The following is a 24,839-nucleotide window of genomic DNA, read 5'->3' as shown; positions in this document are numbered from 1 at the left end:
TTTTTTAATTATTAGGTAAATAATTGTCCCATTGTTCTGTAAGTGCTACCGAGCGGATTAATTCACTGATGAAATCCGGATGATTGGAATTGGTCAGCACCACAACGCCGTATCCTTTTTCTTTATGCGCAATGAGGTGGCTCGAAAATCCTTCGTCCCAGCCGCCGTGTTGAAAATAAATATCACCGCCCGTTTTTAGAATATCCAAACCAAGGCCGTAAGTTCCCAAAACTGGTGTCAGCATTTGTTCAGCAGCAGTTTTTGATAATACTTTACTACCTTCCCCCTGCAAGGTAAGTTGTATATCAATTGCAAATCTGGCAAGATCATCAGACGTTGTCCATAGTCCGGCCGCGGCCATTTCAGGATAGGTATGGCGTTTTCCCTTGGTCATTGTTCCGTCCGGCAAATATCCCGTTGCGGCTAGTTTTAATTTGTCAGATGGCAAAGGTTGATCATAGGTGCTATTTTTCATTTGTAATGGATCTAAAACCCGACTTTTCATCACAGCAGGAAAAGGTTTTTTTTCAATATCAATCAGCATTTGCTGCATGATTGTGTAACCTCCACCGGAATAACGCCACTCTTTTCCGGGAATTTTATCTACCCGAATGGCTGGACTATTGGCTGGAGGCTCGCCGTTTAGAACTTGCAATAGCGTGGGCACGGGCAAGTCGGGACTGTATCCTAAAAATCCGTGCACTGTAATTCCTCCGGTGTGGCTTAGCAAATGTTTTAAGGTTACTTTTTTTTCTTTTGTAAATTGATTGTCGGGGAGCTTCCAGGAAGTCAGGTAGGTATTTACATTTTCATCCAAATTGATTTTACCTTTTAATACCTCAGAAAGTGCACCATACGCGGCAACCGGTTTACTGATAGAACCGGCCTGGAAAAGTGTATGGACACTTGCCGATTCCTTGCTTTCTTTATCAAGGATACCGTATGCTCTGGACCAGAAAATTTTATTGTCCCGAATCACCGCAATACTCACCGCCGGAACGCCATAAAACTTCATACGTTCCTGTATGTTCCAGAGTGAATCGCCGGACTCATACCCCTTCTTACATAAATTCCTCTCTACGGACCGGATACTTTCAAGCAGGTTTGGTAGTTTCTTTTTATCCTGACACGACCACAAAGGAAGAAGTAAAAGGATCGAGATCAGTATTCGTAATTTCATGCGGAGGCTTGTTTTGGAAATGTAATTTTTGCAATTGATAAAGCTAATACTAAACTATACAACTATATGATTTTCATTTAATTATAACTTAGTATCATGTTAAATTACCTATAAAAATAAGTTTAGCAATGGTGCATTCTTCAAAATGGCACAATATCCCATTTCATAACACCACCAAATGTGCCTGTTGCAATGACTTTTCCATCGGGAGAAATTGCCAGAACTCCTGGTGTTTCGTTTATAATTTTTAAAGGATAATCCTTGAAGGCGCCACCGTCAAGATTCCACACACGTACTGCGCCAAAAACACCTGCTGCAATCCATTTTCCGTCGGGAGAAAAGTAAACTCTTGCAGCTGTATCATTCCTGACCTTATTGGGATAATCGGTAAAATCGGTTGAATTAAGTTTCCAGACCCTTACTGCACCCCAGATTCCTGCCGCAACCTTGGTACCATCCGGAGAAAAGCTCACGTGCACCGGGGTTTCATTTCTTACTTTGGCGGGATAATCTTTGAAGCTCTCCAAAGTCAGATTCCAGACTCTCACTCCGCCCCACACACCAGCAGCAATCAGCCTGCCATCGGGAGAGAATACCACTGAAGACGGCGTTTCGTTAATTAATTTGCTCTGAAGTGTTGGTTTTGTTGCCTGGCATGAAACCAGTAGAATCAGGCAAAAAATGGCGTATAGTAAATTTTTATTCCGGATTTTAACATTCATAGCTTGCAGATGGATTTAGCTCTCCTGCTGATGACAATTATAAATAAATCAACCCCTATGTAAATCCGGGAATTTAATTTTCCCTATAATCGATATGAATTTAATAATGCTATTATTAATTGGCAGCCTTTATTCAGTGCAGAGGTAATTTATCCTTTGTGTTTCAACTGAATCAGACTCTCAGGGCTGATTTTCCAGCCACTGTTTAAATTCCAATAGTCTTAAATATGCACTTGTTTTTTGATAGGTTTCCGCTTCTCTTGTAATGATAGCCAGTTGTGCAGCCACAAAAACATCGGATTCTTCAATAGTAGCGTAACCGTTGATTTTAACCGGATTTTCGGGCAGTTTCACGGTTGCAAAGTAATTTTCAAGTTCTTGAATGCTCATTATATTGGATAGTAAAAATGGTATGCTTCTTTGATTCAATTTAACCGGGAAACGCATCAGAGATACTTTAAAGTTTCAATGTATGCCCTAAATTGTAGTAACCATACCGCAATCCGGATAACAAGTGGCATCCTTTTTTTTAAAATATACCTGCTAATCAAGTGATAATTTACATCTGGTAAATAAGGTATGATTATTCCGTGATGCCATAAAATTTTTTATAAAAAGCATCGGTAGTAAATCCCTGACCTGCACGGCAAAATACAGCCTTCTTTTTTGTGGCAGCGTTTCACTGATTACAACAAAGTCGGCAGGATGGGAATTCCGGGTTTCGGAACCAGTGTAAACTTCAAAAAAATAGTTTGTAACCATTAGTTCAGAAATGGCGTTGTTGTATAACTTTTCGCTGGATTATGCACGAATGCATCTCTAAAATTAACTATATGCATTACGCCATGCTATTATTATCCCGCTTTCAAAAGCCAGCGTTTGGATTTATTTTCAGTAAAATTGGTTATAAGTCGTAAGAGGAATTGCATTCCGGAAATCAAGTGGGTTCATTTTGGGTTATGCCGGTATTTTAATGAAACACCTTTTCAAAAATATATTCAGATTTGCAGGATTTAGCATTGCTTTTTTTGCTATTATACTGTTATGTATTCACTTTTGGTTCAAATACAATTCTGAAAGAACAATTGAGCAACTCGTCAGCTGGGGTTCCAGCGGAAAGCTGAAATGTACCATTGGAAAAATCGAAACCAACTATTTTCACAATGCGATCCACATCCGGGGAATCAGCATTTTTACAGTCAACGATTCAAAACAATCAACTAGTTACAGGTTTAATGTTAAAGATTTCCATTTTCGGACACGTTCAAGATGGGATCTGTTTGTTCACAGACAACTGCTGATTGATTCGATCGTTTTCAATAGCCCTGAAATTATAATTGGCAAAAGGGTAAAATCACAAACAGATAGTACCAATAAAATTGATTTGCTGGAAGATCTGGAAAAATTATACAGCTCCATCTACAAATCCCTCAATGTGCTTAATCTTCAGTTGTTTAAGATCAATGAAGGGAAGCTTATTGTAAAAAATGAGTACGACGCCTCCAAACCCCCGCTTGTATTGAGCCATATTCATTTTTCTATTAATAAATTGAAGATCGGTGCGGCACACACAACAGATACTTCCCAATTTATTTTCTCTGAAAGGGTTTTGCTCCGCATCGCTGATCAGAAAATAATGTTTCCCGATAACAAGAGCAATATTTCCTTTAAAGAACTTCTGATCGATTCAAAAGAAAAGGTTGTAAGGCTTTCAGGAGCGGCAGTTCGTATTTTTCCATCCCTTAATCAACGAAATAGCACCGATATCAGAGCTGGGAAACTTAGTATTCTTGGTTTGGATTTTAATCTCCTATACCAAAAACAATTGGTAAAGGCCGATTCTGTTTTTCTCGAAAATCCATTTATTGCTTCGGAGATTTTTGTCGGAAGCAGGGCACCGGATATAGCTGGAAACGATAAAAAAGCCTTATTCGACAGTACCTTGAATCAATTGCCGGTTGGATTTAATATCGGTCATGTTGTTATGCAGCATGGCGCATTGGCTATGAATTTGCATCAGGGAGGTAAAATAACTCGATTTTCTGCGGCCAACGACAACATAAGTATTTCCGGTTTTCGCCTGAATGATGCCTTGAAAAAAGAACTTAATATTGGCGGTTTCCACTATACGGTACGAAACTACACCGGATTTCTCCCTGATAGTTTACTTCAGTTGAAGTTTGACAGTCTTCAATTCGTAAATGATAAAATTGTCCTTCACAATCTGGTTGCTTCAACTCCCCGTAACGGGCGAAACAAGGTTTTCCGGGATTATATCATACCCCGTTTTGAGATCACTGGGATGGACTGGCTCGCTTTTATTTTTCACAATAATTTCAAAGCATATGATGCGGTAATGTACCGGCCAATTCTTCGGTCTGAGCAGAACGTCCTTTTGACTTCAATGCCCGCGGCCAAAGCCAAAAGATCGATATATCAAAATCTGTCGTTGATGGATAAGATTATCGATCTCGAAAAACTGAGGATTATTAATGGTGATGTTAGTTTAAAACGAGGCAGCACCCTGGAATTACGACTTCAAAACCTGAATCTGAGTATTCATGTCGGTAAGCTTGGAAAGGCCAGATCTCCCGGAGAACTGGTAAGGTCTGTCAGACAATTATCGTTTGCAAAGGCGGCTGTCACAACGCCTTCCGTGATTGTTATCACGGGCCCTTCTGTATTTAATGAAATTGGGCAAAAATTGGTTTTTGACAGTGTAAGAGTTGATACAAAAAATGGCGATATCGGCGGAACCTTTAAGAAGGTGGAAGTTCAGGATTTTGCTTTTGAAAACAATCAGCTTGACATCAGTAGATTACAGTGGGAGGAAGGCTCTGTTTCCATAGATGCGGCCGGTTCCGGGGTGGTAATACAAACAAAGTCAAACCGGACGCTCTGGTTTTTTATTGAACAAATGAGTGGAAATAATACAAAGGTTAATTTTACCGGAAAAGGAGTAAAGGGCGAAGTCAATCTGGAAAATCTTTCTGCCAATAGAATTTCGCGGGAAAAAGGAAGCTCGCTGCAAACCGAAGGCCTGCGGGCGATGGGTACAAGTGCTATTATCGATACACCGCAAGGGGTTTTGCAGCTGGGCACTTTTTATATACGCGATAAGGAAAATTCAACGGTTCGAGATATCACTTTTAGCCGTCAGAATCCTGCAGATAGTTTACTAGTCAATGTTCCGGTTCTGAGCTTCAAACCTTATCTGGAGCGGACGCTTCTGACCAAAAAACTAACGTTTGATTCAGTGAGCATAAATCAGCCAAGTGTAGCTTTGTTTGTTCAGAAACGAAAGGGTACTAACGCAATAAAATCAGCTGTTTTACCTAAATTTGATATTAATAAATTTACAGTTAAAGATGGTTATTTTCAGGCTGGGCTGGCAGGAGACAGCACATGGATTAAGCATATTTTCATTTCTGCTAAAAGTATTGCGACCGAAACGGACAGCTCCATTTTGGCTGACGGTATCAGTTTTGATGCCAGTACTATTTTGCTTGGTAAAAACAATAGCGACCAAATAGAAGCAGATGGTGGTTTATCAGCTCAACTGCATCATTTTGCATATCATCCCGGCCCTGGGAAATGGGATGTAAAGCTTGATAACCTGGAAACTGACCATATAGTTTTTACAAGGAACAGCATTCAAAAGCATACCCGGTTGTATTTGGAGAAAGTTAAGGTTCAAGATATAACGGCTAGTCAAACTGATCTTCAAGAGGGGCTGCCCTGGTTTGTCAACCGATCAGCGGCGCATCTGCAATTGGATTCATTGGATCTGCAAACAGAAAAGATTTTCCTGGGGTTAGGTCAGCTACGTTTTGACGGAATAAAGCATGAGGGCAGGTTGCATTCGTTTTCATTTCATCCGGCAGTAAGCAGATCTGACTTTTATGCCGGTAGGGTGTACCGTAAAATTTATATGACAACCAAAACCGGTGAAATACTGGTGAACGGCCTGGAGCTCCAAAAGGAGGGTTTTCAAATGTCTTTAGTAGAAATTGAAAATGCGGCAATGACAATTTATGCAGACAAAATGAAAAAGTTCGGTCCGCCGGCGATTCAGCCTTTACCGATAGCAGCTTTGGCTAAAATAGGTTTTCCATTTCACATTGATCAGGTACAGCTTCGTAATGCCCATGTGCATTATACGGAACTAAATCCGGTTTCGAAAGATACGGGAAGTGTCAATTTTTCATCTGTCCAGGCCCTTATCAGCAATGTGTATGCGCATCCGACATCGGATCCGGATAGTTTGCAGGTGAAGGTTTCGGCTATGTTTTTGGATGAAATGAAGCTGCAAGTGGAGATGAGCCAGTCTTACCAGGATACCTTGAGCGGTCTTCGGCTTGCTATTGAACTTGGCCCGGGAAAGCTCACAGCGCTTAATCCTTTTCTTCCCCCGATGCTTTCTGTCCGGGTCAGATCCGGTTATCTTGATTCCATGCGCATGACTGCAATCGGTAATGACTATGTTTCAAAAGGAACTATGGATTTACGTTATCATCATCTTAAAGCGGATTTGCTTGATTCGGGGAATGTTGACCGGCAGCAATTTCGCACCAGGCTGATTGGGTTTCTTGCCAACGAAATTGCTATACGAAACAAAAACAAGAAAAGGGAAGCTACTTTTATTTTTGTTAGAAACAGACAAAAACCGGTTATTGTGTATTTTCTGAGAATGGTAGTTAGCGGATGCGCAAGCAGTATTGCACCGATCACAAATTTCATTTTCAGGAAGCAGTATAAAAGGAAAATTCAGGAAGTGCCTAAGAATGCAGTACTGCCTTTGTAAAAGATGTTACGCCTACTGACAATGAGCATAGGTACTATCAGGTCATTAAGTTGCTAAAATGCCATGGCGATATGTTTTTTTCTGAAAAATAAATTGTGCAACAAATTGCTAAATTTGCTACACAAGCTGTTTTTTAGCATCGTGTAAGTTATAACTTTATAAACTCTACGCGTCGGTTGTTGGCCTTTCCTGCTGAGGTATCATTGGTATCTAATGGTTCAGATTTACCTTTTCCGTCACTTTGCAGTCGGGATGCGTCAATTCCAAAGTTTGATGTAAGCGCTTTTACTACCGCAGCCGAACGGCGCCTGGACAGTTCCAGGTTGGTATCCTCATTTCCGTCTGCATCTGTATGGCCAATAACACTGACGCGAATTGTGCTGTTTTCCTTTAAAAGCTGGGCAATATCTTGTAAACTGCCGTAAGACTGCGGTTTAATCTGGTCACTGTTAACATCGAACAAAATTCCGTTTGTGCTGAATTTTCCTTCTTTTAAGAGCTTGTTTCGAAGGTTAGGCGCACCAACTGCCAACTGTATATTGCTCATGAAAAAAGCACCGTCTTTATTATCATATTCGGGATTACTTGCTGAAAACACCATTGAATTAAGTATCGCATTTGCATCAAGGGCCCGGGGCAGATCCAGTACTTTGGTACTGTCAAAATATACACGTATACGCTGTTTTTGGCGCCAGATTGAAATTTTCACTGATGATTTATCGGGCGTATGAAATTCAGGTATTCCGGATTTATACTGGCTGCCAATCAGGTTTGTTGAATAATGCATCTGTCCTTTAGAGGAGGCAGGTTGCAGATTTAATTTGAAATTGGCAACGTCCGACAGATCCATTTCTGCTCCCAGCTTGAAATTCTCTATAGGGTTTTTGACCTGAAGAAGCGTAATCATCCATTGGCCGATACCTGCTATTTGCTTGTTGGTCAACAATTCGAGTTGAACTGTAAAGTTCTCAGGCAAGTCAGAGATTAGATATTCAGGATAAAAGACGCCTGTTTGAGCCATGCGAAGCCATTTTCCTTCCCGGTTGTTTATCGTAACAACTTCTGCCGACGAGCGGGTATTCCACTGGGTAGGGAAATCACCAATGTTTTCCTGAGAAAAATCTTCATGGATTATAATTTTCTCCCCGGCGATAAAGTCAAATTTGGAGTAGGAGTTAATATCCTGGATCTCCGCTGACTGGGAGTCTGGTCCCTGCTGGTCCTTTTCGGGCGGGGTATTTTCTGTATGCTGGGTTGAACTGCTTTGCCCGGTTGAATTTTCCAGGGGACTGCTTTCTTTTGGTTTCTTTTTTTGAGTTGCCTTGTCTATTGACTCATCAATTTTCTCCCCCACTTTTTGTTCTACCTTATTTCTAAACCTGTCCAGAAGCTGAGCATTGCCAGGAGCGGAAAGGGCACTGGCCATTAAAAACAACACAATTTTTTTCATTTTCAAATCAATAGAATTCATTCCACAGTCATAACAGACTCGGTACACAAGTATGTTTAGGGGTAAAACAGATTAAAATTGACAGAAATACCAAATAAAATCAAAATAAACAGCATTAATTTAACATTCAGTCGATCAGGGAAATAATAAATGGGAGGTAATTCTCAATATTTTCATTCCGATTTTCTTATTTAAAGTTTTGAAAATGAAATATTTATCATGATTGCTGCTAAGTATACTAAATCAGTATTTGCTATTGCATTGTTTCCAGCACAGGCAAGTTTCAATCAGAGCAGATTTTCCTGTTGCCATCATTATCTCTCAACCGAAGCTTCTCCGGCGTGGCCGATCGGCACTTTGCCATTTGGTTCGTAGGTGGTTATGATCACACCGGTCGTTGATACGGTGTGTCTGGTCAATTTAAAATTGCCAGGAACGGTGCCCTCTTTGAAAAGTTTTTTTCCCTTACCCAAAATCACTGGAAAGATCCAGATATTCATCTGATCAATCAGACAGTTTTCCAGCAGGGACTGGATAAAATCGGCGCTGCCCCACATTTGCAGGTCGGTACCATCACTGTTTTTTAGGGCTTTTACTTGTTCGATGGTGTCCTCGTTCAACAAAATAGTACCATTCCAGTTAGCCTCTTTAAGCGTTTGCGTGGCGACATACTTTTTGATGGCATTGAATTTTTCCGCAATCGGACCTTTTTGTGACGGCCAATAGGGTGCCCATATGTCATAGGTGAAACGCCCCAGTAAAAGATCATAATCCAGCTGCATTTGCTCATCCATCAGCTTCAGCATGATATCGTCCCATTGTGTGGCGGACCAGCCACCGAGCTCAAAGCCATTTGTTGTGTCTTCCTCAGGACCACCCGGCCCCTGTATCACGCCGTCCATTGACATGAATTCATTTATGATAATCCTTCTCATGGAATTTGAGATTAAAGGTTTTTGACCTGTTCTGGTTGATGATGCAAGTTTAGAAAAATCGTCTCAAACAAGTGAGGTGCAAATCCGACTATTCAACAGGTCAAATACGACAATCAGCATAATTTTTCAATTTTAGGCAGGATATTGAGGGGTCGGGTAGCCCATTACATAAGCTCTTCACTTTTACTTTATTTGACAAATGACTTTATATATGCTGAGCCTGTTGTCCAGATAAGGCTTTCATAACGTTCATTGGCCAGATGATTGTGCTGCGTCGAGAACATCGAATACATATATTGGCTTTGCTGCCATTTGGCATATAACTCATTTTCTCCAGCCGGGTTTTCGGATCTTTGTTTTTTGATAAATTTGGCAAAATCTTCAAGACTGGAAAGCTGGTGTATCCTAAATTCCTGGCCGGTTGTTTCTTTCACATCATTCCATAACATATTGGGGCTGATCTGGAAACTTGCAATCTGTAATTCTCTGGGTGCGTTGTCGTCCAAAGCCACCTCGGCTGTAAAGGCAGCGGTATCATTCATGGTGGTAAAATCCAGTTTCCAGTCTGCTTTTTCTCCCCAGTAGCCAATGCTCTTGTCTTTTAAATTTAACACCGGTGTATTGTATTTTAGAATATCCGCAAAAGCACCATTAAAAATAGAAGATGCTTTTATTGAAGTGCTATCCAGGTATTCTTTAAATTGTCTTCTCAAATCAAAATTCCTGTTTTCCCCCGGCACCAAAGCATTGTAATCTGTACAAAAGTCGGATGGGATAAATCTTTGAACACCAGCTTGAAGGGAACCGTCCAAAATTCGTTTTTGTAAATCAACAATAACCTCACCAAGGCCTGCCAGTGCGGAAACCACGCAATTTATACCTGCAAGTGCTTTCGTTATTTCTTCCGTGTTGTTTAAATCTACTTCAAGTATCCTTACACCCATTTTTGTAAGAGTTTCTATTTTTTCAGGGTCGGCGGACGTTCGGACTATGGCACTTACGACTGCGTTTCTTTTTATTAGTTCCCTGCAAATTTTATTTCCCAAATTACCGGTAGCACCGGCTACTAAAATCGCTTTTTTCATTTCTGAATTATTGATATGAGTTTTATTTATGATGCTAAAAAGTTGATAACAGCGTCAACCACTTGTTCTGGCTTTTCTTCAAACATGTAATGTCCACTGTCTAAAATTCCTATGACATTTACATCTTTTGCTACGTATGGCAGTCCCATCTTCATGTAGTTATAACTAACATAACTACCTATTCCTAAAACGGGCATGGTAAGTTGTTGATAGTTTTTTGCATCTTCAATATCCTGTGCAAAGGTTTGATACCAACCATTAGAAGCCCTAATGCTATTTGTCTCATTATAAAAGTAAGCATACACCTCTCTTTCAAATGTGGTCATTTTACTGTCATCGATCATTACATACTGAAAAAGCCAGTCCAGCAGATATTGAAAACGCCCTTCTAATATTTTTTCCGGTAATTCCTTTACCTGGTTAAATCCCATCCACCATGCATAAGGCATATTCGCATCCATTTTTTCGTTAAATGTTCCCGGAAATGGAATCAACGGCATTTGCAACATGCCTTCGCTTGGATGAGAACCATCTAAAATAATTAGTTTTTCAGTGAATCCGGGAAAGTTAAAAGCAAAACTCATGGCAACCATGCCGCCTATATCGTGACCCATGACATGAATTTTTGTAAGCCCAAGTAGCTGAATAAGCGCCAGAACATCCGTAGCCATTGTCCTCTTGTCGTAGCCAGACTCAGGTTTTTCGGAACTACCCATTCCTCTTATATCAATGATAATTACCCGGTATAATTTTGCAAGATCCAGCGCAACAGGGTGATAAGAATACCAGGTTTGGGGCCAGCCGGGCAAACATATCAGAGGCGTGCCGCTGCCGCCGTCTACGTAATGTAGTGTTACACCGTTAACAGTTGCATAATGATTGGTGAAACCGGGTAAACGTTTAATTAATTCCTCATCAGAATAAGGATTGCAGGATACCGTTGTATTGTCTTTTGTATGAGTCATTGCTGTAATTTTTAGAGACTCAAAGGTAAAACGCGATTAAAAAGACAAAACTACCAGATGGTAGAAAATTAATTTAACGGATGTTTTTCCGGATCCGGCTTAGTGCATTGGGTGTAATACCCAAAACCGCAGCCAACTGTTTGATCGGTACCTTTTGTAAAAATTCAGGGTTATTCATAAATTCCAGGTACCGCTCCTCGGCCGTCAGTGTCTGGAAATTTAAGATCTGATCTATCATTCTCACCGACATAGCCTCCCAGATTTTTCTGCCAAACTCTTCCCAAACGGCTATATGGCCGTATAAAAAATCCATGTCTTTTTTGTCAATGACAACCAATTTAGAGTCTTCTATGGCTTCAATGTTAAACCTGGATGGCTTTTGTGGATTCAGGCTTGAAATTTCGGTAAAAAACTCACTCTTAAACGTCACCCAGGTTGTAATTTCCTGGTCATTACGGTTATAAAAAAATCGTATACCACCCGACACAATGAAAAAATACTGGTTCGCAATCTGCCCTTTTCTCAGAATCATTTTGCCTTTGGGTATTTGCCTTTCTTTGCACCTGGAAAGTACCAGTTGCAGATCCAAATCATCTATCCAGATAATTGTTTTTATAAATGTTATGAATTCCTCCATTTTAAATATCCTGGCCCGGCTTTTTGATGTTTGAGCGTACAAAGGTGCGGACTTTTTATATCTGCAATAACTTTATTTGCGTTGAAAAACTGAACCGTATTTTCACCTCCCGTCTTATTTTAGAAAAAAGTCTTGCTGTTCCTGATTTTAATAAAAAAGTTTCTGTCACCGTTTGGAACTGCTTCCCAAAGTGACTCATTTTTTAATAATTGGAATTCTAAATACTAAGCAATTAACTATTTGATTTTCAGGCAGAGTTTTATATGTCTTTTAAAATATTTGAAAATTGGATTCATTTTTTATTGAATCACAAAATTTTATGTTCATCAGGTAAGGTCTGTCAGAGTTGCTCGTAAAGGTTTTCTGATCTTTACGTCAGGGTTTTGCGTATGGCGATCCGGAACTTTGGTTGTTTGCAAGTTTGAGCAAAGCTTACACATAAAAATATTTTAGTTAAGATCGGACCCATTTTGAGGAAATAGAACAATACATTATTGTACCGTATTCCCAAAAAAATCACCAGGATTCCACTTGGGTCTTGCCGTAGTTTGCGCTATGGAATAGCTGATCAGAAAGTTAAGTTGTACATATTTTTTTGCTGCTTCAAAATCGAATCCGTTGGTGATTTCATCGGATGGTTTGTGGTAATTGGCATCTCTCCATTGTTTGGTAAACCTGACCAGATCAAAAGAAGGATCGAGGCTTTTTGTCCCGTATTTGATATGTAGTGCAGGTATCCCTTCCAGTACAAAACTATATTGATCACTTCGTACAAACCTTGCTTCTTCTGGCATTGGATCTTTTTGTTTTTCAATTCCCAGCTCAGCACAGGCAAAAGCAACATGTTGATCTATACCGGAATGCTCCGCACCAAGAGGCGCTACCGATAAAAGCGGAGCAATAAGTGTTGGCATATCGGTGTTTATGTCAGCCACGATTTGTGATTTTGGTACCGTCGGATAGGCTGCAAAATAGGCGGATCCCAACAATCCCAATTCCTCGGCAGTTGTCATTACAATCAAAACAGACCGGCGGGGTTTTACACCTGTTCTTTTATAAATTCGGGCAATTTCTAGCAGACAAGCCACACCAGAGGCGTTATCATGTGCCCCATTATAAATAGAATCGCCTTTAACTGGCGTTGCAATGCCTACATGATCCAGATGGGCCGTATGGATTACAAATTCATTTTTCAGATTTTGATCTGTCCCTTCAATTTTGGCAATAACGTTATAGCTCTCCACGTCCTTATATTCGCTCGTATATTGCACTTGGAAAGACAGCGGTAATTCAAAAGCGGATGGCTTTCCTTGTTCCAAAACAGCTAAAACCTGTTTTAGATTTTTTCCGGAATTCATAAACATCCGTAGTAGTTCTGCGTGTGGTACACGAGCACTTAGTTGAAGTTTTCCAAGAGAATTCCGACCTACAACTGCTGTTTTGGCAGGATCCATAGCCACGGTAATACCATTTCCAAGCATATTCGCTCCAACAGGAACGGCCGTACTTACGATCACACCAATGGCCCCTTTGGAAGCTGCAATCAGCATTTTGGATGCAGGATTACCAAAATGCGCCTGGATACTGGAAGGTAATTGCAGCCTTTGCGGCGCGCCGGATAGCACAATTACGATTTTTCCTTTTACATCCAATCCGTCATAATCAGAATATTTTCCTGGAACTTCAATTCCATATCCGGCAAATACAAGTGGGGCTTCTGCCATTGTTTTTGCCTGCAAGGCATTGGGTAATATCGTAATGTCTTTTCCAATAACCAGAGTGTCCTCATTCCCATTTTTATCTTTAAGCACAGCCATCGATAATTTTGAATTAATCGTCGCTTTTCGGAGAATTAGTTTTTGTACAAATGTACCATTGTCACCCGCTGGTGTTAATCTTATTTGTTTATATTGATCGACAACGTAATCTACTGCCATTTGAAAACCTTCTTTTCCGGGAAGTCTTCCCTTTAACTTATCATCGGCCAGATAGGTAATATCTCTTTTTATTATTGCGGTATCGACTTTGTTTAAAGCGGCTTTGGTGTTTTTATCCAGTTTCAGGTTTTGGGATAAAGCAGAAAAAAATGAAATGCAAAAAAGAGAAAATGGGAGTAGAGTCCTGATACGCATAGAAAGGTTATTTGAGCTTTGTTTATGTTTTTATATCATTCAAGTGACCAGTCCAATATAGCAAATTTATGAGTTGAATCCACCAAAGCAGAAAAGTGATTACTATTATGACTAAAAAATAGATTTGAAGTGATAAAGAATTCTTAAAATCTAAAAAAAACAGCCATCAGTCCAATAATTTTGGCGGATGACTGTTTTGGATTTTTAATATTTTTTAAGTTCCTTGGCTTACGTCAGCTGAACTTCCGCTTTCTTCTGTCCAAGTGATTTGCGATTCATTTTTTCGCTAAATGATCGTAAGAAGGCAAATACAACAATGCCCGTTACAACGCCCAATCCGATTATTTTTTTCGTAGTTCCCATGATTACTATATTTTTATTTTGTAAAATTCACTGGAATAATATCCTTTTAAAACATAGTACAAAAACGATACCAGAGACAATTATAGCAATGGAATTTATTGAAATACATTACTTATCGTATCAGACTTTCTGATTATATAGTTAAAATCTTATTAATTTATAAACTTTAATAGCAAGGAATATGCTGAAATCATTCATGTTAATTTGGGAAGAGAAAATTTATGATTAATTACAAAAATAATGTTCAACGGTACACAGCAGCAAGTGCGGCGTTATCCAATATTTTAAAGAAGACTTCGGGCTTTCGTTTGGGGATTTTTATTTGTTCTCTTGTTGTCATTCTCGTTTTGGCAAATGAAAGATTAATCCAGCCATTGATTATTGTTACGCCGGTTTGTGTACTCGCTTTTGTTTTAATTGTCAGGCGATACTTTAAACTTTCGATACAGAAAAATCATGCGGATTTTCTAACTCAAATTAATGAAAATGAGATATTAAGACAGGAAAATAAACTATCAGATTTCCATTCAGGGCAAACATTTCCCAATCGCGATCATTCCTATACATCAGATTTTGACATTTTTGGTAAACACTCACTTTTTCAGCTTATCAACCGTACAACCACGGAATCCGGAAGTGCAATGCTTGCGCAATGGTTATCCGAGCCAGCATCCAGAGAGGAAATTTCGGAAAGGCAAGAGGCCATAAGAGAGCTTATTCCCAAACTGTATTGGCGACAGGATTTCCAGGCATCCGGCATGCAGTTTGAAAATAAAAAAAGTGCCTATAACAAATTGTTGATCTGGGTGAAAAAACCAGCGAAGTTACTTTCTGATCAATATAAATATCTGTTAGTTAGTGTATTGCTGTCAATTTTGTCTACATCAGCAGTGGTATATTTCGTTTATGGTCTGTTATCTACGGTTTCTTTTTCTATATATTACATCATTCCATTAGTCATCAGCCTCTTTGTTAACCGGCGTGTTTTGAAAAGAATAAGGCCTATTGCTGAGGAAATTATTGACAGTACACATGTTAATATTAAGACGCTGGGAGGCTATCAGGCGCTCATCAGAAAAATTGAAGGAGAGGAATTTAATTCACCTTTATTAAACCATCTTCGGTCAACTTTCAGTCAGCACGGGTATTCTGCATCCATAGAAATCAATGGATTGCTAAGAATAATGGAAATTTTTCAGATGAAAGGGACAAAGGGCTCAATTGGAAAAAATGATTTTTATGGAATTTTCAATAGCCTTTGGTTTTTTGATGTTTATCTGATCATCATGACAGAAAAATGGAAGCAGAGGAACAGACCCTTTCTAATTTCATGGGCATCTGCGGTGAGTGAGTTTGAGGTTTTAAGCAGCCTTGCCGGTTTTGCCTATTCAAATCAGACCTTCACTTTCCCTGAAATAACGATGGAACCTTATATCATAGATTTTAAAGAACTCGGGCATCCTTTAATTAGTAGCGAAAGAAGAGTATGTAACGATTTTAATTTAAATGGAAGGGGAGAAATTGCTTTGATCACAGGATCAAACATGGCGGGGAAAAGTACTTTTTTGAGATCCGTTGGTGTAAATCTGGTTCTGGCCTTAATGGGAGCACCTTGTTGTGCCAGTTCAGGCCGCGTTTCGCATCTGAAAATATTTACCAGTATGCGAACACAGGATAATCTCGAAGAGGGTATTTCTTCTTTTTATGCTGAACTTAAAAGAATTGAACAACTTTTGCACCTGGTTACAAGCGGTGAACCTGTTTTTTTTCTTTTGGATGAAATGTTTAAAGGGACTAATTCTCAGGATCGCTATGCCGGAGGTGCTTCACTTATAAAACAATTGAGTGAGCTTAATGCTTTTGGTATTATTTCAACACACGATCTGGAACTGGCGAAATTAACGGCCAATCAGAAAACTGTTACGAATTTCAGCTTTAACAGTGAAATAAAGCATGGCCAAATTATTTTTGACTATGCGTTGACCCAAGGAATATGTAAAGACTTTAATGCCCGTGAATTAATGAAAAAAAGTGGCATCAAGATTTTACCTTATGCTGAAGAAAATTCCTGATACCATAAAATAGATCTTCTGTTTTACGTCAATAAAGGTAACTTCTTACCATTTTTCAGTCAGGCCCGACATATATAAATCATAACCGCCTTTTCCACCCGGACGGTCGGAAGAAAATAAGACCAGTCGATACGAAAAATTATTGGTTGAGGGTACAATCGGCCGATACTCGTTGCTTGACGTATTGATTCGGTCTCCGGCATTTACCGGCTCAGACCATTTTCCGTTTTCAAGTCTGGCGTAATAAATGTCCTGTCCGCCTTTTCCACCGGGACGGTCAGATACGAAAACCATCATGTTGTCTTGAAAATATGGGCACTTGTCGTCACTTGTACTGGATAATTCTTCTACTTTTCGTAACTCATATTTTTTCGGATTTACCAGGTTTTCAACCGTAACAATTTCATTTTCAGTTCTTGGAATAGACAATTCATAAATATCAAAATTCCCGTCTCTGTTTGAGCTGAAATAAATTTTGTCTCCAAATCTGGAAAAGCTAGGGTAGCCGTCGTCTTTTGTTGAGTTGAGAAGATCAAATTTAAAAGGCCCTGTCATTCCCTTGTTATTATTGACTACGTATTTTATCTGCATGTCACCTTCCGAGTCATCTGCATAAAAGAGCATCATATCGGTTGTGTTAGTGTCAGAGATCAGATCGTATTGAAACGACAATACTTTTGGCCCGAATACATTAAAATTGCCATTGGCCCGGTCAGCAAGGGAATTAGCGATTGAGTATCTGTTAAAATAATCATAATTGATCATGTTAGAACCAACCGATTTCTCTAATTCAAGATGTTGATTGTAAGTAAAGGAGGCAGGAAAATAAACCAGATTTAAAAACTCTTTTTTTTGTCTTTTGGAAGAAAACATCAAATGTGTCTGCCCTGATTTATTTGAAGGCAAATTCATATTGTAGTCGTCATACTCGGAGTTGAAATCAGACAATGCTACCACCTGATTTAAGAATTCTCCATTTTTATATCGGTTTTCTTCACCCGGATTTTTTTGCGAGCAACTGTTCATCAAGATTACCGCTGCAAGAATATACAGTTTTTTCATAGCTTAGATAATGAATGTATTGTTGAGATGGGAGTATAAACCTTGACACCGATTGTATACTTATGGTTGGAAAGCTCAAAGGATTAATTATTTTGTTAACCCTTACTCTTTGAGGTCCGATGATAAGGGCAATGGTTCTTTTAACTGATATCAAATTTCAAAAATTAAATAGAATTCCCCAGTAAGATTGATCCCAAAAGAAACAACCATCCCGCTATTGACAGGATGGCTGTTAGTATAAAATTTGTTCTGCTGATTAACTCAATTTCCAGTCAGGTCTTTCGAAATGGCATGTATAGCCTCCGGGATTTTTCTGTAAATAATCCTGGTGTTCAATCTCTGCATTCCAAAAATCGGTGACAGGTACAACTTCTGTGACGATTTTCCCCGGCCAAACGCCAGAAGCGTCCATTTCCGCGATCAGTTCACTGGCCACTTGATGCTGCGTTTCATTTGCGTAAAAAATGGCAGAACGGTAAGAAGCTCCTATATCATTTCCCTGACGATTTCTGGTTGTCGGGTTATGAATCTGGAAAAAATATTCAAGAAGTTTACGATAGCTTAATTTTGCAGGATCGAATACAATTTCGATTCCTTCTGCATGCGTTCCGTGATTCCGGTATGTTGCATTGGGAACATCGCCGCCTGTGTATCCAACTACTGTTGAAATTACGCCTGGTTGGTGTCTGAAAAGTTCTTCCACTCCCCAAAAGCAACCACCTGCCAAAATGGCTTTTTCAGTACTCATATAATCTATTTTTATGTGATAAAGCAATGTTGCAAATTCTATGCCCGGTAACTGACATTGGTCGTGGGATTGAATAGTAACAGCCTTTCTGCAAAAAAATAGATGAAATATCCGAGAGCACTTTTCTGAACTGTTGTGCACTTATCTTACCGAGACCGAACAAATCCTACGAAAGGCAAAATAATAATCACGGAAATCGAATAGGAGAAAACATAGATTCACCTAAGTATTAGGATTTTTAAAACAAACTGACTTATAAAATAAGGTTTATTAAATATAATTTAGATCAAAAAAACCAGTGTAATGTCTTCATCACATTTTACGATAATTGTTACTAATTAGAAGTTTTTTAACGCCGATAGATATCTCGTTACCTTCAATATATATGATGTTTTTGACCGATGCGATAGACGAGGTGAATACGGATAAATTTCATCTTATAATGTCATATTTTGCGTAACTCTGAGCAAAATAAAAAAAGATTGACCGAGGTTCAACTTTATGCCATTCATATAAAAATTAGCGACAATTGTGGTAAAATCAGTGCTATACAATTTTTGTCCAAGACTTTCTTGCTGTAACTTTAATTTAAAAAAGAGAAAAAATCCTGTAAATCTTTTGCCAGTAATTGCGGTTGCTCCGCAGCAGCAAAATGTCCACCTTCCGGCATTTCTGTCCAATGCTGAATATTGAAACCTTTTTCGATATAGGAACGTGGTGGGGTAGGAAGTTCTTTCGGGAATTTGGCAAAACCAACAGGGATTTTTACAAATTCATTTTCTTTAAATGCGACCGGCTTTTTACTGTTCTCATTGTAGATCCGCATTGACGAATGAATGGTTTCAGTCAACCAGTACAAAGTGATATTGGCAAGCAGTTCATCTTTTGTGAAAATGTTTTCAATGTTTCCCTTATTGTCGCTCCAGCTATTGAATTTTTCGATGATCCAGGCACATAAACCCGTTGGGGAATCATTTAAGCCATAAGCCGCGGTAAGCGGTTTGGTCGCATGCAAATGCGAATAACCACCCTCCCGGGCAGACCAGTCAGCTCCAAATTTTTGGAAAGCTAAAACTTCGTCGGATAGTTTTTCATTTTCTTTTAGATACGGTTTGTATGAACCGGAAATGAAATTAAGATGCAGTCCTATCACGTTGGAAGGATATTTCAATGAAAGCCAGGTACTGACACCAGCGCCAATATCTCCTCCCTGCGCACCATACGGGTCGTAACCTAATTCCACCATGAGCTCATGCCAAAGATCTGCTAAAACAGCACTATTACAACCTGGTGACGTCGCTTTTCCGGAAAATCCAAATCCGGGAATGGATGGAATGACCAGGTCAAAAGAAAGTTTGGAAATGCATATAAGTGTAACGTATACCTATATGAGGTAGAATTTTTTCTAGTATTTGTAAGCCCATTACTTTGATAATCAAACCAAATTAATATAATAAATGCTAAAAGCTATTTTTAGTCTGATTGTCAGTCGTATAGCCTCAAAATTAACTGTGTGGTTTCACGGAATTAAATTTGTTTTTATATTTATTAATTTAAGAATAAATAATAGAAATATAAAATGTGTTTTATTCCATATGTTCATATCGAGAATAGCGCAATGATGGGCAAAAGGTCGTGACAGATGGATATTAATTTTGATCTAACCTACATACACTTATGCAACGAAGTATAATACGCAACCAGCTGACTATAAAGATAAAGACTCTACAAGCTGAAATCTTGTCGTACGACAAGATATAAATCCTTTTGATAACGTTACCTTACCGATATCTAAGGAATTGATCAACATAAACTGCCTGCCTATGAAACTACCTTGAAATACACAGATTTAAAACGAATGTTTCACCTCTAAACTAAAAAACCAAATGAAAAATGGAAACCGATACTTATCAATATTAGCCGTTTTACTGCTTTTGTGGAGTTGCGACAAGGGCCCGGATCTCACGCCCACTACACAGGAAGGGAAAAATACCTTTTCCTGTAAAGTGAACGGGGAAGTGTGGATACCGGATGGCAGCTCCGACTGGTTTGGATTAGACAAAGCGATTAATGGAGGTTTTGCTGGTTATGGGTCTAATAATCCCCCAACTATTTACCTAAGAACCTATAGCACGAATAAAATAGGACTCCATATTTTTCTAAAAACCATAGAAGTAGGAATACACGAGTTAAATCAGGATACTTACACGATAGACCGGTATCGCTTTCCTGAAAATTACGGATGGTATCAGGCTGCCGATGGTAAAAGTTTTATTACAAACCAGAACCAAACGGGTAGGGTTGTTATCACAAAAGCGGATACGAAATCCGGTGTTATATCCGGCACCTTTGAGTTTGAGGGAGGGAATTCGCTTGGTCAAAAAGTGAAGATTACCGACGGACGGTTTGATGTAAACAGCAGAACTTTATAATCTACCCTTAACAAACTAAAATCATGAGAAATTTTTATAGCCTATTTTTAGGCCTGGCATTACTATGCCCTTTATTTAGTGCCTTTGGGCAGTCAAACGCCCGCACCACGCAGGCAGAGGCTGACGACTATATGGGGAACCTGGATAAAAGCTTTGTTACTTCGGGCATCTTGTACAACAGGGCCTTCCCTGCTGCCTCACTTAATATTTTCAGTTCGTCAGAAATTTCTAATTCAGGGCATTGGCTAGAATCCCGGGCCGAACTCTATAAAGGTGCGATGAACACCAATGGATTACTCTCTGCCGAATCATTGCAAAGCCTTATTTTTCAGAGTAATAAGAGCAGAACATTGTACCTATTGGGATATCTTTGGTCCGACTTCAGGAAGTTAACTCCACCGCAGTGGAAACAGATGTGAATGGAAGGCTCAGATTAAAGGCCGGCTTTACCCCGTCACAGACGTTTAATACCAAACAGGCCGTTGTGGCCTCAGCATTGGCTCCATCAATACCGCTTGGGGTCAGCAACTTCCAGTTGCCACGTTGGGCGGCTTTCAGTAACCAGGGCGTAGGTATCAACAGCGTAGTTGTGAATTTTGGCGACGGAGGTGCCTCAAGAACTCTTACGCCGGGAGGGCCCTCGGTACAGGTTACTTACGGCGCCGCAGGGATCAAGCAATTAAATTTCATCATTACCTGTTCAGATGGGAGCCAGCGGACAGCAAAATCGGAACTGGAGGTGGATCCCAATGCGCGAACTGCTGCTACCACCTATCCATATTTTGATGGGATTTCAACGGTTGACTCCACGCGAATACAAGCCGACATCCCCTTTCAGGGGTATGATGAGTGGGTGCCTTATCAAGGAAAAGGCGATATACTTACTTATTATGCTTCCGCGCGTTCACAGCTTCGTAAGCCCATTATTCTCATTGATGGATTTGACCCAACAGATGGGCGTAGCGCTCAATTATTTTATAATCGAAATATGTTGTATAAAGACGGCGATGGAAGGGATCAGAATTTAGGTGATAAATTCCGAGAAAACACTCCGGGTAACGGATATGATGTTGTAATACTCAACGCACCTAAGTACGAATACACTTCTGTTCAAGAACTTGTTTGCCCTATTTTCAACTTTGAAGGTACCAGTTGTTGGTTTCAGGATGTGAAAAGATACCGGGCTGGGGGCGGAGATTATATTGAGCGTAATGCCATGGTACTGGTGAAACTGATACAAACTGTAAATCAGCAACTGCAGGCCAATGGCAGCAGTGAAAAGATCACGATCATTGGTCCAAGTATGGGCGGGCTTATTTCCCGTTACGCGCTTCGTTACATGGAGCAAAACAATATGAACCACAACTGCAAGCTTTGGGTTTCATTTGATTCACCGCATCACGGAGCCAGTATCCCGATCGGACTGCAGGCCATGTTGGTACACATGGGCACTGACATGGGCTTGGAAGGTGCCCGAAAGGCAGTAGGAGACCTGCTACTTGCACCGGCCGCACGGCAAATGTTGATACATCATTACGAAGGAACAGTAAACGAGCATCCAGGAGGCTCGCCGGGGTTTCGTGATCGTTTTGCTCAAACCATGAACGCTATGGGTTTTCCTCAGGCTCCGTGCTTACGGAGAGTAGCGCTAAACAATGGCAGCAAAAATGGGACTAATCAAAATTTCCCTGTTGGCTGACAGGCTATGGAAATCAAGGCGGAACTTACTACTTTGGGTTCAATAACCTGTGCTTTTACTGCGGGGTTCTTTTGTCTGGCTGCGAAGGACAGGGCCTTTAGTATGAAGGTTTTTACTTCGCCGTCAGGTACTAACCGGGGCAAGGTCATGGACAAGAGTTTTTTAACATTTGGATGGGGTGGGGCCGAACGTTATGTTTATGGTGTAGGTCAGCCCAGTATGGATATTCTGCCTGGTGGTTACGGCGAATATTTCCAGCTAGTTGTCGATGATGCGAAAACAAAGAAATGGATGTATAAGACCACCGGTTCAGTACAATTCTCGACACCGTCTTTCATCCCTTCCGTTAGCTCTTTCGCCCTAAAAAACCTTAATCGTGACTGGGGCGCTTCACTCAATAACATCAATGTGCAGACAGATACGCCATTTGACGCCATATATGCGCCGGATGCTAATGAGAGGCACACCATAATAACGCAGGCCGGCGTAGACTTCATTCGTGCCCAACTGGCCATCGCCGATCAGGGATGTACTCCCGTTAATTATCTGCCACTCTCCAATGGATGTTATACCATTACAGCCAAACATTCTAATAAATTGATGCAACTAGAAAATGGCAACAACGGTGCCAAAATCAGGCAGTATGGAGCAAATGGACAAAACAATCAAATCTTTTAGTTAGAAAGCATAAATTCTGATTCATACAAGATCATTTCGCGAAGTACAAATAAAGTGTGGGAATTGGCAGGGGGTAACACCAATTCAGGAACGCCGGTACAGCAAGCTGATTGGAGTGGAATTTACTATCAAAAATGGGCGTTGAGATCTACCGGTGACGGAGCCTATACGATTGGGGTTTCCAGTAAGTTTGGTGTGGGCTTAGCCGATGTCGAAGGCGTAAGCGGGGATGATGGAGCTGGTCTCCATTTTTGGAGTGAGACCAATGGAAATAATCAAAGGTTTTATTTTAATTCCGTAAGCTGTGGCAGTACTCAAACTAATTGTGATTTTAATATCTCGGCCAACAATACAAATAGTAATCCCTCTCCTGGTCAGAGTTTGCAACTCACTTACGGCTGTTCTGGTAATGACTGTGGCGGGGTCTCGTATGCATGGAATGGAAATGGTGTCAGTGGGAATTCATCTCCGCTCAATATCAATGCACCAGGTTCAGCCGGGACTTACACTTATACAGTCACCGCAAGCAAGAGCGGGTGCAGTAACAAAACGGCAACGACGAACATAACGGTTGGCAATGTTACAGAGACAGGGACTTGTATAAGCTTGGGTGACCAATGTTCGGGAAATTCCTCTGAAGTACGTACGTATACAATAAATATGTCTTCCAGTGGTACCTTTCCACTCAAATTCACATATCGCGCACACGAAGGTCCGTCGGTTGGGCTCGTTAGAATTAATGGTGGTTCATGGCAGAGCTTTAACCTGGGACAAACGAGTGTAAGCCAGTACGTGGAAATAACGATTGGTAGCTTTAACTTGAACAGCGGAAATAATACTGTTGAGTTTGCCAGTGGTGGTGGCTACATCTGTTTCAGACAGCTGTGCGCAGGTACAGGAACTGGTTCCAGTTGTGACTTTACTGTTTCTGTTGGAAACACAAACAGTAACCCCATGATAAATCAGGCTTTGCAGCTAAATTACAACTGCGCAGGTGGTAGTTGCAGTGGCACGACTTATTCATGGAGTGGAAATGGCGTAAGCGGTTCTTCAACTCCATTCAATATAAATGCCCCCGGCTCATCTGGAACTTACACTTACACCATTACGGCAAGCAAAGATGGCTGTGCTAACAAAACCGCCAGCACAAGCATTACGGTTGGTAACATATCAAGTGGCAATACTTGTATCAATCTTGGGGGGCAGTGCTCAGGTAACTCTTCTGAAATCCGTTCTTACACACTTAATCCGTCATCTAGTGGCACTTATCAATTGCGACTTACGTATACGTCTCATGAAAGTGCTTCGGTAGGTCGTATTCGGATCAACGGAGGTACATGGCAAACGTACAATCTTACTCAAACAAGTTTAAACGAATATGTAGAAGTTAGCATAGGAAATTACTATTTGTCAGGAAGTAACACCATTGAACTAGCAAGTAATAGTGGATACTTTTGTTTCAGACAGTTGTGTGGTGAATTGGGATCCAGTGTCAGGTTTGGCGTAAACGATGATATTTTTTTTAGTAGTAAAAATGAATATGTCCTGACTAAAGAAAATCTAGTTGTATCACCAAACCCAAACACAGGGATATTTGAAGTATTGTTTTATCTCCAAAAAGATAAGAAGGCAACTCTGTCAGTATTTGATGTTAAAGGTAAAACCTGGTTTGAACAGCCCATAGTTGGTAAAGGGATTCATAACGAAAAGATTAATCTGGAAAACCATTCATCTGGAACTTTCATTCTGCAATTAAAAAAGGAAAATGGAATTGAGGTTAAAAAAATTATTATTATAAAATAACTTCAAAGTTAAACGACAGAATTTATCATGGTTGATAGTAATCTAATAAAGGCCAGCAACCATCAATTTTCC

Annotated in this window: 19 protein-coding genes; 6 read left to right on the top strand and 13 right to left on the bottom strand. The window is 40.1% G+C overall.

The window, feature by feature from the left end; translation table 11 throughout:
- Positions 1-4: 4 nt before the first annotated feature.
- From FZF08_RS18990 to FZF08_RS18980, 3 genes are all read right to left on the bottom strand, one after another.
- Positions 5-1,180 carry a serine hydrolase gene (locus FZF08_RS18990; protein ID WP_159471629.1) on the bottom strand — a complete coding sequence of 392 codons (1,176 nt, stop codon included), beginning with the start codon at positions 1,178-1,180 and terminating at the stop codon, positions 5-7.
- A gap of 140 nt (positions 1,181-1,320) precedes the next feature.
- Positions 1,321-1,902 (bottom strand): WD40 repeat domain-containing protein, encoded by a 582-nt coding sequence (locus tag FZF08_RS18985; RefSeq protein ID WP_159471627.1) that lies wholly within the window; start codon positions 1,900-1,902, stop codon positions 1,321-1,323.
- A 180-nt stretch (positions 1,903-2,082) separates the two neighbouring features.
- On the bottom strand, positions 2,083-2,292 hold the full coding sequence (locus FZF08_RS18980; RefSeq protein WP_159471625.1) for a DUF6965 family protein: 210 nt from the start codon (positions 2,290-2,292) through the stop codon (positions 2,083-2,085).
- A gap of 583 nt (positions 2,293-2,875) precedes the next feature.
- Here FZF08_RS18980 and FZF08_RS18975 point away from each other — a divergent pair.
- A complete protein-coding gene (locus FZF08_RS18975; RefSeq protein ID WP_159471623.1) occupies positions 2,876-6,706 on the top strand; it encodes a DUF748 domain-containing protein in 3,831 nt (1,276 codons plus the stop codon).
- Between the two features lie 148 nt (positions 6,707-6,854).
- Here the strand turns inward: FZF08_RS18975 and FZF08_RS18970 are convergent, their stop codons facing one another.
- From FZF08_RS18970 to FZF08_RS32075, 7 genes are all read right to left on the bottom strand, one after another.
- Positions 6,855-8,156, bottom strand: a complete 1,302-nt coding sequence (locus tag FZF08_RS18970; RefSeq protein WP_159471621.1) for an OmpA family protein — start codon at positions 8,154-8,156, stop codon at positions 6,855-6,857.
- Between the two features lie 314 nt (positions 8,157-8,470).
- The gene (locus FZF08_RS18965) at positions 8,471-9,091 is read right to left on the bottom strand and encodes a dihydrofolate reductase family protein (protein WP_159471619.1); all 621 of its coding nucleotides are present in this window, start codon (positions 9,089-9,091) and stop codon (positions 8,471-8,473) included.
- A 188-nt stretch (positions 9,092-9,279) separates the two neighbouring features.
- The gene (locus FZF08_RS18960) at positions 9,280-10,176 is read right to left on the bottom strand and encodes an NmrA family NAD(P)-binding protein (RefSeq protein WP_159471617.1); all 897 of its coding nucleotides are present in this window, start codon (positions 10,174-10,176) and stop codon (positions 9,280-9,282) included.
- Positions 10,177-10,202: 26 nt separating this feature from the next.
- The gene (locus FZF08_RS18955) at positions 10,203-11,141 is read right to left on the bottom strand and encodes an alpha/beta fold hydrolase (protein WP_159471615.1); all 939 of its coding nucleotides are present in this window, start codon (positions 11,139-11,141) and stop codon (positions 10,203-10,205) included.
- A 73-nt stretch (positions 11,142-11,214) separates the two neighbouring features.
- A complete protein-coding gene (locus tag FZF08_RS18950; protein ID WP_159471613.1) occupies positions 11,215-11,778 on the bottom strand; it encodes a Crp/Fnr family transcriptional regulator in 564 nt (187 codons plus the stop codon).
- Between the two features lie 491 nt (positions 11,779-12,269).
- Positions 12,270-13,910, bottom strand: a complete 1,641-nt coding sequence (locus FZF08_RS18945; protein WP_159471611.1) for a M20/M25/M40 family metallo-hydrolase — start codon at positions 13,908-13,910, stop codon at positions 12,270-12,272.
- Positions 13,911-14,138: 228 nt separating this feature from the next.
- Positions 14,139-14,273, bottom strand: a complete 135-nt coding sequence (locus FZF08_RS32075; protein ID WP_255463647.1) for a hypothetical protein — start codon at positions 14,271-14,273, stop codon at positions 14,139-14,141.
- Positions 14,274-14,494: 221 nt separating this feature from the next.
- Between FZF08_RS32075 and FZF08_RS18940 the strand changes: the two genes are divergently transcribed.
- Entirely contained in the window at positions 14,495-16,345 is a 1,851-nt protein-coding gene (locus tag FZF08_RS18940) for a MutS-related protein (RefSeq protein WP_159471609.1), read from the top strand.
- 45 nt (positions 16,346-16,390) lie between these two features.
- On the opposite strand, the gene FZF08_RS18935 is transcribed toward FZF08_RS18940, so the two are convergent.
- The 3 genes from FZF08_RS18935 to FZF08_RS18925 form a co-directional block, all read right to left on the bottom strand.
- Entirely contained in the window at positions 16,391-17,407 is a 1,017-nt protein-coding gene (locus FZF08_RS18935; RefSeq protein ID WP_159471607.1) for a PD40 domain-containing protein, read from the bottom strand.
- A gap of 256 nt (positions 17,408-17,663) precedes the next feature.
- Positions 17,664-18,155 (bottom strand): peptide-methionine (S)-S-oxide reductase MsrA, encoded by a 492-nt coding sequence (msrA, locus tag FZF08_RS18930; RefSeq protein WP_159471605.1) that lies wholly within the window; start codon positions 18,153-18,155, stop codon positions 17,664-17,666.
- Positions 18,156-18,738: 583 nt separating this feature from the next.
- Positions 18,739-19,482, bottom strand: coding sequence for an alpha/beta fold hydrolase (locus FZF08_RS18925; RefSeq protein ID WP_409012668.1), 744 nt, complete (start codon positions 19,480-19,482; stop codon positions 18,739-18,741).
- Between the two features lie 559 nt (positions 19,483-20,041).
- Here FZF08_RS18925 and FZF08_RS18915 point away from each other — a divergent pair.
- The 4 genes from FZF08_RS18915 (at position 20,042) to FZF08_RS18895 (ending at position 24,767) form a co-directional block, all read left to right on the top strand.
- Positions 20,042-20,587, top strand: a complete 546-nt coding sequence (locus FZF08_RS18915; protein WP_159471599.1) for a DUF6252 family protein — start codon at positions 20,042-20,044, stop codon at positions 20,585-20,587.
- Positions 20,588-20,957: 370 nt separating this feature from the next.
- A complete protein-coding gene (locus FZF08_RS18905; protein ID WP_229216597.1) occupies positions 20,958-22,286 on the top strand; it encodes a hypothetical protein in 1,329 nt (442 codons plus the stop codon).
- Between the two features lie 6 nt (positions 22,287-22,292).
- Complete coding sequence (locus FZF08_RS18900; protein ID WP_159471593.1) at positions 22,293-22,964, top strand: RICIN domain-containing protein; 672 nt, start codon at positions 22,293-22,295, stop codon at positions 22,962-22,964.
- Positions 22,965-22,973: 9 nt separating this feature from the next.
- Entirely contained in the window at positions 22,974-24,767 is a 1,794-nt protein-coding gene (locus FZF08_RS18895; RefSeq protein ID WP_255463651.1) for a T9SS type A sorting domain-containing protein, read from the top strand.
- Positions 24,768-24,839 lie beyond the last annotated feature (72 nt).

Source organism: Dyadobacter sp. 3J3 (genome assembly GCF_009801115.1).
In the GTDB taxonomy this organism is placed as follows: domain Bacteria; phylum Bacteroidota; class Bacteroidia; order Cytophagales; family Spirosomataceae; genus Dyadobacter.
This window is presented reverse-complemented; position numbering and strand designations above follow the sequence as displayed.